This is a genomic window from Streptomyces sp. NPDC002845 (assembly GCF_053591955.1).
On record NZ_JBSFUU010000021.1, the window covers coordinates 127,346 to 133,986 of the forward strand.

Consider the following 6,641-nt stretch of genomic DNA (forward strand, 5'->3'; position numbering starts at 1 on the left):
CGCCCCGCAGGCGAACGACCAGAAAACAGGAGGAGCCGGCAGCGATGGCCCGCCGCAGCACGAAGACCCCGCCGCCCGACGACTCGTACGAGGAGAAGATCCTCGACATCGACGTCGTCGACGAGATGCAGGGCTCCTTCCTGGAGTACGCGTACTCGGTCATCTACTCCCGAGCCCTGCCCGACGCCCGCGACGGCCTCAAGCCGGTGCACCGCCGGATCGTCTACCAGATGAACGAGATGGGCCTGCGCCCCGAACGCGGCTATGTGAAGTGCGCCCGCGTCGTCGGCGAGGTCATGGGCAAGCTGCACCCGCACGGCGACGCGTCGATCTACGACGCCCTGGTGCGCATGGCCCAGCCCTTCTCCATGCGCGTGCCCCTGGTCGACGGCCACGGGAACTTCGGCTCGCTGGGCAACGACGACCCGCCGGCCGCCATGCGGTACACCGAGTGCCGGATGGCCCAGGCCACGGGCCTGATGACGGAGTCCATCGACGAGGACACGGTCGACTTCGCGCCCAACTACGACGGCCAGGAGCAGGAGCCGGTCGCGCTGCCCGCCGCGTTCCCGAACCTGCTGGTGAACGGCGCCTCGGGCATCGCCGTCGGCATGGCCACCAACATGCCGCCGCACAACCTCGGCGAGGTCATCGCGGCGGCCCGGCACCTGATCCGGTACCCGAACGCCGATCTCGACACGTTGATGAAGCACGTGCCCGGCCCCGACCTCCCCACGGGCGGCCGGATCGTCGGCCTGACCGGGATCAGGGACGCGTACGAGTCGGGCCGCGGCACATTCAAGATCCGCGCGACGGTGTCGGTGGAGAGCGTGACGCCGCGCCGCAAGGGCCTGGTCGTCACCGAGCTGCCCTTCACCGTCGGCCCGGAGAAGGTGATCGCCAAGATCAAGGACCTGGTCGGCTCGAAGAAGCTCCAGGGCATCGCCGACGTCAAGGACCTCACCGACCGCGAGCACGGCCTGCGTCTGGTCATCGAGATCAAGAACGGCTTCGTGCCGGAGGCAGTCCTGGAGCAGCTCTACAAGCTGACGCCGATGGAGGAGTCCTTCGGCATCAACAACGTGGCCCTGGTGGACGGCCAGCCGCTCACCCTCGGCCTCAAGGAGCTCCTGGAGGTCTACCTCGACCACCGCTTCGAGGTCGTACGGCGGCGCTCGGAGTACCGCCGCGGCAAGAAGCGCGACCGGCTGCACCTCGTGGAGGGCCTCCTCGTCGCCCTCCTGGACATCGACGAGGTCATCCGTCTCATCCGCTCCAGCGACAACTCGGCGCAGGCCAAGGAGCGCCTGATGGAGCGCTTCTCCCTCTCCGAGATCCAGACGCAGTACATCCTGGACACGCCGCTGCGCCGCCTCACCAAGTTCGACCGCATCGAGCTGGAGTCGGAGAAGAACAAGCTCAACGCGGAGATCGAGGAACTGACCCGCATCCTGGAGTCGGACTCCGAACTGCGCAAGCTGGTCTCGGGCGAACTGGCCGCGGTGGCCAAGAAGTTCGGCACGCCCCGCCGCACCGTGCTTCTGCAGTCCTCCGGCTCCCCCGCTCCCACGGTCCCGCTCCAGGTGGCCGACGACCCGTGCCGGGTGCTGCTGTCCTCGACGGGCCTGCTGGCGCGTACGGCCAACGGCGAGCCCTTCGCGGAGGACGCCGGGGCAAAGCGCACCAAGCACGACGTGATCGTCTCCGCCGTCCCGGCGACGACCCGCGGCGAGGTGGGCGCCGTGACGTCCGCCGGCCGGCTGCTGCGCCTGAACGTGGTCGACCTCCCGCAGCTGCCGGAGACACTGGCCGCGCCGAACCTCTCGGGCGGCGCGCCCCTGTCGGAGTTCGTCTCTCTGGAGGACGACGAGACGTTGGTCTGCCTGACCACGCTCGACGAGTCCTCGCCGGGGCTGGCGCTCGGCACCGAGCAGGGCGTGGTCAAGCGTGTGGTCCCGGACTACCCCTCGAACAAGGAGGAGTTGGAGGTCATCACCCTCAAGGAGGGCGACCGGATCGTCGGCGGGGCCGAACTGCGCACGGGCGAGGAGGACCTGGTCTTCATCACGGACGACGCACAGTTGCTGCGCTACCAGGCGTCCCAGGTCCGCCCGCAGGGCCGTCCGGCGGGCGGTGTGGCGGGCATCAAGCTCACCGAGGGCGCGAGGGTGATCTCCTTCACGGCGGTGGACCCGGCGGCCGACGCGGTGGTCTTCACGGTGGCCGGCTCGCGCGGCACCCTGGACGACTCCGTGCAGACCACGGGCAAGCTGACCCCCTTCGACCAGTACCCGCGCAAGGGCCGCGCCACGGGCGGTGTCCGCTGCCAGCGGTTCCTCAAGGGCGAGGACTGTCTCTCCGTGGCCTGGGCGGGCCCCGCACCCGCGCGGGCCGCGCAGAAGAACGGCACCCCGGCCGAACTGCCGGAGCCCGACCCGCGCCGTGACGGATCGGGGGTCTCGCTGGCGAAGACGGTGTGGGTGGTAGCGGGCCCGGTCTAGACCGACCGCTCCCGCGGCCCCTGTTCCTCAGGCTGTTCCTCAGGGTCCGGTACGTAGCGCAGGACGCCCCACATGCTGTGTTCATCGGCGTGTGGGGCGTCGTCCTTGCACGCTTCCAGTTCCTTGGCCAGGGCGGTCGCGTCGGTGCCCGAGCCGATGAGGACGAGCTGGGTGAGGCGTTCGCCGGCGTGGGCCCAGGGTTCGGGATAGAAGCGCAGGAAACGCCCGACGGCGTGCACGGCGTAACGGTTGCGGACGTCATGGGGCCCGAAGTCGACGTACCCCTTGATGCGGTACAGCCCCTCGGGACGGCTGTCGAGGAACTCCATCAACCGGCGCGGGTTCAAGGGCACTTCCGAGGTGAAGGACAGGCTGTCGTACGCCGAGTGCAGGTGAGCGGCGTGGTCGTGCTCCTCGTGCCCGTGGTCGTGATCGTGCGCGTGGTCGAGGTCGTGCAGGTCGTCGAAGGAGAGCTGTCCGATCCGCTCCTCGCTCGGCCTGCAGTCGAAGAGGAACCCGGGGTCGATACGGCCGTAGGCGGCGGGGACGACGGCGGCGCGGTCGGTGAGGGAGCGGACGAGCCCGAGGACTCGCTCGCCGTCGGCGGCCCGGTCGGTCTTGTTGACGACGACCAGGTCGGCGAGGGCGAGGTGCCGGTCGAGCTCCGGGTGCTTCTCGCGGGTCGCGTCGAACTCGGCGGCGTCGACGACCTCCACCAGCCCGCCGTACACCACCCGGGGATCCTCGCTGGCGAGCACCATGCGCACGAGTTCCTGCGGCTCGGCGAGACCGCTGGCCTCGATGACGATCACGTCGATGCCGGCGGAGGGGTGGGCGAGCCGCTCCAGGTACTGGTCGAGCTCACTCGCGTCCACGGCACAGCACAGGCACCCGTTGCCCAGGGAGACCGTGGAGTCGCCGAGCGCGCCCGCGACGGCCATCGCGTCGATCTCGATGGCGCCGAAGTCGTTGACGATGGCCCCGATCCGGCTGCCTCCGCTGCGGTGCAGCAGGTGATTGAGCAGAGTGGTCTTGCCTGAGCCCAGAAACCCGGCGAGCGCGACGACCGGAATCTGCCGCGGCCCCGAACCCGACGACTGTCCCGAAGCCGACGACTGACTCGAACCCGGCGGCTGACTCGACCAGCCCGACCGACTCGACCGGCTCGACTGACTCAACGTGCGCCCTCTCTCCCGCCAATGCGTACACCGGCTCACGACCGGCTTCCGTACGGGCTCCGCTCATGGACCGGCTCTCCCGGAACGGGGGCGGAACTCGTACGACCTGTGAATGCCGCCCCAGGATACGAGCGGGCGGAAACGCTGCGAAGTGAACGATTGTTAGCGGCGCTCGCGGGGCACACGTTGGGCATGGCGCCAGGAAACGCGACCCGCACTTCCCTCCGTGCGCCTCCTCTCCGCCTCCCAGCCGATCAGAGCCGCTCGGCAACACTGGGAGACGGCAAGCGCACCGCCCATCGCTCGCCGGTCCCTTCCAAGTCGACCCACATCCGACGACCGGCGGACGGTCGCCTGATTCGGGGGTTGACATGGCCACACAGAACTCAGGGGTTCGCAGGTTTGGCTCCTCCACCAGGGCCAGGCTCGCGGCCGCGGTCACCGCGGTCGCGGAACGGAGCTCGCGTCAGCGCAAACGCGCCGTACTCACCGAGCAGCACCGTCTGCACTTCGACCTGCTGTGCAAGGCGATGGACGACCCCGCGCTGGCGGCGGTCCTCGACACGTACGAGGCCGAGATACCGCCGGAGAAGCAGCGCCAGTACCTCTTCGCCAATGCCCTTTACGTCAACGCGCTGTACTTCCATCGCATCGGCGCCCTGAGTCTGGTCGAACTGCACGGACACCTTCGGGTGATCTGCCGCAACAAGATCTTCCGTGAATACTGGGCCGCGACCCGGCATCACCGCGAGAGTCTCCCCGCCGCGTCCGAAGAGGCCGAGTTGGGGCGAATGACCGAGGCCCTGGTCCAGGAGATGAACAACCTGGCCCTGGACGTGGACGACGGCGACCTGGAGGAGTGGTGGGTCGTGGGGCAGCCGCCGGACGAATGACGCGCGGGGCAACCTCCACGTGGATGAGGCGCCCGGGCTGCCGACCCGATACTCTGCGCGCAGCCTCGTCCGGCAAACATCTTGCAGGCGGCAGTTTTGCGCAGGGCTGCACCCCCACAAGGACGGCCCACCTCATGAGCATCTGTGGGCCCACTCATGAGCGTCACGGGACGCGACAGAAAGGTCATCAGCCCGCGCAGCGTCCTGCGCCCCTCTCGGGCCGTCCCTCGACTGAACTAGGAACGGACTTGAAGATCGTGCGTCGAGTCGGCGCTTCACCCCGGGAGCGCGGGAGCGCTTCGGGACAGACCTGCCCCGACATCTTCGAACTCAGCGACGGAAACTTCGCTGTCATCGGCACCGAGGCCACAGCCGCTCTCGACAGTGAACTGCCGCCCGACGCAGCGCGTGCTGACTACGAACGCATCGTCGTCGTCAGCCGCGAAACCTTGGTGCGCGCCAAAGCGGACATCCCCGACGCCTGAACCCGGCCTCCGGCAAGGGCCCGACGCCGTCGCTCTCGGCGTCGGGCCCGGCCGTCACGCGACGTCCGGAAGAGTCTGCGGCGCAGGCGCCCCCACATACCGCGCCGCCGGTCGAATGATCTTCGAATCCTCCGCCTGCTCCAGGATGTTGGCGCTCCAGCCGACCACGCGGGCCGCGGCGAAGGTCGGCGTGAACATCTCGCGGGGCAGCCCGCACAGTTCCATGACGACGCCCGCGTAGAACTCGACGTTCGTGTGGAGTTCGCGGCCGGGCTTCAGCTCGGCGAGGATCGACTCCACCTGGCGTTCGACCTCGACCGCGAAGTCGGCCCGGGGGCCGCCGAACTGCTGGGCGATGCCTCGGAGCATGCGGGACCGGGGGTCCTCGGTGCGGTAGACGGGGTGACCGAAGCCCATGATGCGGTCGCCCGAGAGGACGCGTTCACGGATCCAGGGGTCGATGCGGTCAGGGGTGCCGATCGCGTCGAGGGTGTCCAGGGCGCGGCTCGGGGCACCGCCGTGCAGCGGGCCCGACAGGGCTCCGACGGCACCGACCAGACACGCCGCCACGTCCGCGCCCGTCGATGCGATCACCCGCGCCGTGAAGGTCGACGCATTGAATCCGTGGTCAATGGTTGAGATCAGGTATTGCTCGATCGCCCTCGCCCGAAGCGGGTCCGGCTCCGATCCTGTCAACATGTAGAGGTAGTTGGCGGCATGGGGCAGGTCGTCGCGGGGCTCGACCGGATCGAGGCCCCTCCCCAGCCGGTACAGCGCCGTGAGCAGGGTCGGTACGGCCGCCGCCACTGTCAAGGTGTCCGCGCGACGCCGGTCGGCATCGATGTCGTACACAGGCTTGAAGCCCTTCGAGGCGCCGAGCAGTGACAGGGCGGTGCGGAGGCCGGACAGCGGACCGGAGCGCGTGCTCGCCGCCGCCACCGCAGGCAATGCGGACCGTACGTCGTCGGGCAGCCGTCGCAGGGGTCCGATCCGTGCGGTGAACGCGGCCCGGCGGTCCGCGTCGGGCAGCTCGCCGTGGACCATCAAGTGCCAGACGTCCTCGAAGCCGCGGGTCTGCGCGAGTTCGACGGCCGAGTACTGGCGGTTGTAGGCCTTGACTCTGATTCAATGATATTCATGCAGGTCAGGACCGTGATGTAGATCCAGCCGGGGGTTGGGGTCGATTCGGGGTCGAATTTTATTTCGGATTACTTTAGTAATCGATGATTCGCCGGGCAGGCCTCGCAGTTCTCCCGCCGGACCGCGCTGCTGTCTTCAGAAGCCGTATCTCAACCGAACGTGATCCCTTGATTTCTGCTGGTCAGGCATGGTTTTGCTCGGGTTGAGGGAGGCATCGCGACGTCTTGTGTCCGCTTCATGGCGAGGGGTGCGCGGTGGCGTCGGTGCTGGGAATGCTGGAGGAGCGGGAGGCAACTGCCCGGGTGCGGGTGGAGGACTTGCGGGAGGAAGTCGCGCGGTTGGCTGAGGTGTTGCTGAGGTTGAACTCGCTATGGCGGGTGGGGATCTGACGTTTCATGATTGTTGCGGTATGCCGGAGGTATGCGGTATGCGCAGGGCGGTGGG

The 6,641-nt window shown here is 68.6% G+C and carries 6 protein-coding genes; 3 read left to right on the top strand and 3 right to left on the bottom strand.

The features are described 5' to 3' along the window. Positions 1-44 precede the first annotated feature (44 nt). Entirely contained in the window at positions 45-2,501 is a 2,457-nt protein-coding gene (locus tag ACWD3C_RS17710) for a DNA gyrase/topoisomerase IV subunit A (protein ID WP_451144824.1), read from the top strand. Here ACWD3C_RS17710 and ACWD3C_RS17715 read toward each other — a convergent pair. Further along, positions 2,498-3,574, bottom strand: coding sequence for a CobW family GTP-binding protein (locus tag ACWD3C_RS17715; protein ID WP_451144842.1), 1,077 nt, complete (start codon positions 3,572-3,574; stop codon positions 2,498-2,500). The two genes, ACWD3C_RS17710 and ACWD3C_RS17715, sit on opposite strands and share 4 nt — an antisense overlap. 476 nt (positions 3,575-4,050) lie before the next feature. On the opposite strand from ACWD3C_RS17715, the gene ACWD3C_RS17720 reads away from it, so the two are divergent. After that, positions 4,051-4,572: a DUF6082 family protein gene (locus ACWD3C_RS17720; protein WP_451144826.1), complete on the top strand. Its 522-nt coding sequence runs from the start codon at positions 4,051-4,053 to the stop codon at positions 4,570-4,572. Between the two features lie 248 nt (positions 4,573-4,820). Then, positions 4,821-5,057, top strand: coding sequence for a hypothetical protein (locus ACWD3C_RS17725; protein ID WP_451144828.1), 237 nt, complete (start codon positions 4,821-4,823; stop codon positions 5,055-5,057). 54 nt (positions 5,058-5,111) lie between these two features. Here ACWD3C_RS17725 and ACWD3C_RS17730 read toward each other — a convergent pair whose 3' ends face one another. Together ACWD3C_RS17730 and ACWD3C_RS17735 are read right to left on the bottom strand one after the other, a co-directional pair. Continuing rightward, positions 5,112-6,182, bottom strand: coding sequence for a citrate/2-methylcitrate synthase (locus ACWD3C_RS17730; protein ID WP_451144844.1), 1,071 nt, complete (start codon positions 6,180-6,182; stop codon positions 5,112-5,114). Positions 6,183-6,432: 250 nt separating this feature from the next. Further along, the gene (locus ACWD3C_RS17735) at positions 6,433-6,594 is read right to left on the bottom strand and encodes a hypothetical protein (protein WP_451144830.1); all 162 of its coding nucleotides are present in this window, start codon (positions 6,592-6,594) and stop codon (positions 6,433-6,435) included. Positions 6,595-6,641: the final 47 nt, after the last annotated feature.

Coding starts and splice junctions, on each gene's coding strand:
- ACWD3C_RS17710 (WP_451144824.1), top strand. CDS start 45: ATGGCCCGCCGCAGCACGAAGACCCCGCCGCCCGACGACTCGTACGAG.
- ACWD3C_RS17720 (WP_451144826.1), top strand. CDS start 4,051: ATGGCCACACAGAACTCAGGGGTTCGCAGGTTTGGCTCCTCCACCAGG.
- ACWD3C_RS17735 (WP_451144830.1), bottom strand. CDS start 6,594: ATGAAACGTCAGATCCCCACCCGCCATAGCGAGTTCAACCTCAGCAAC.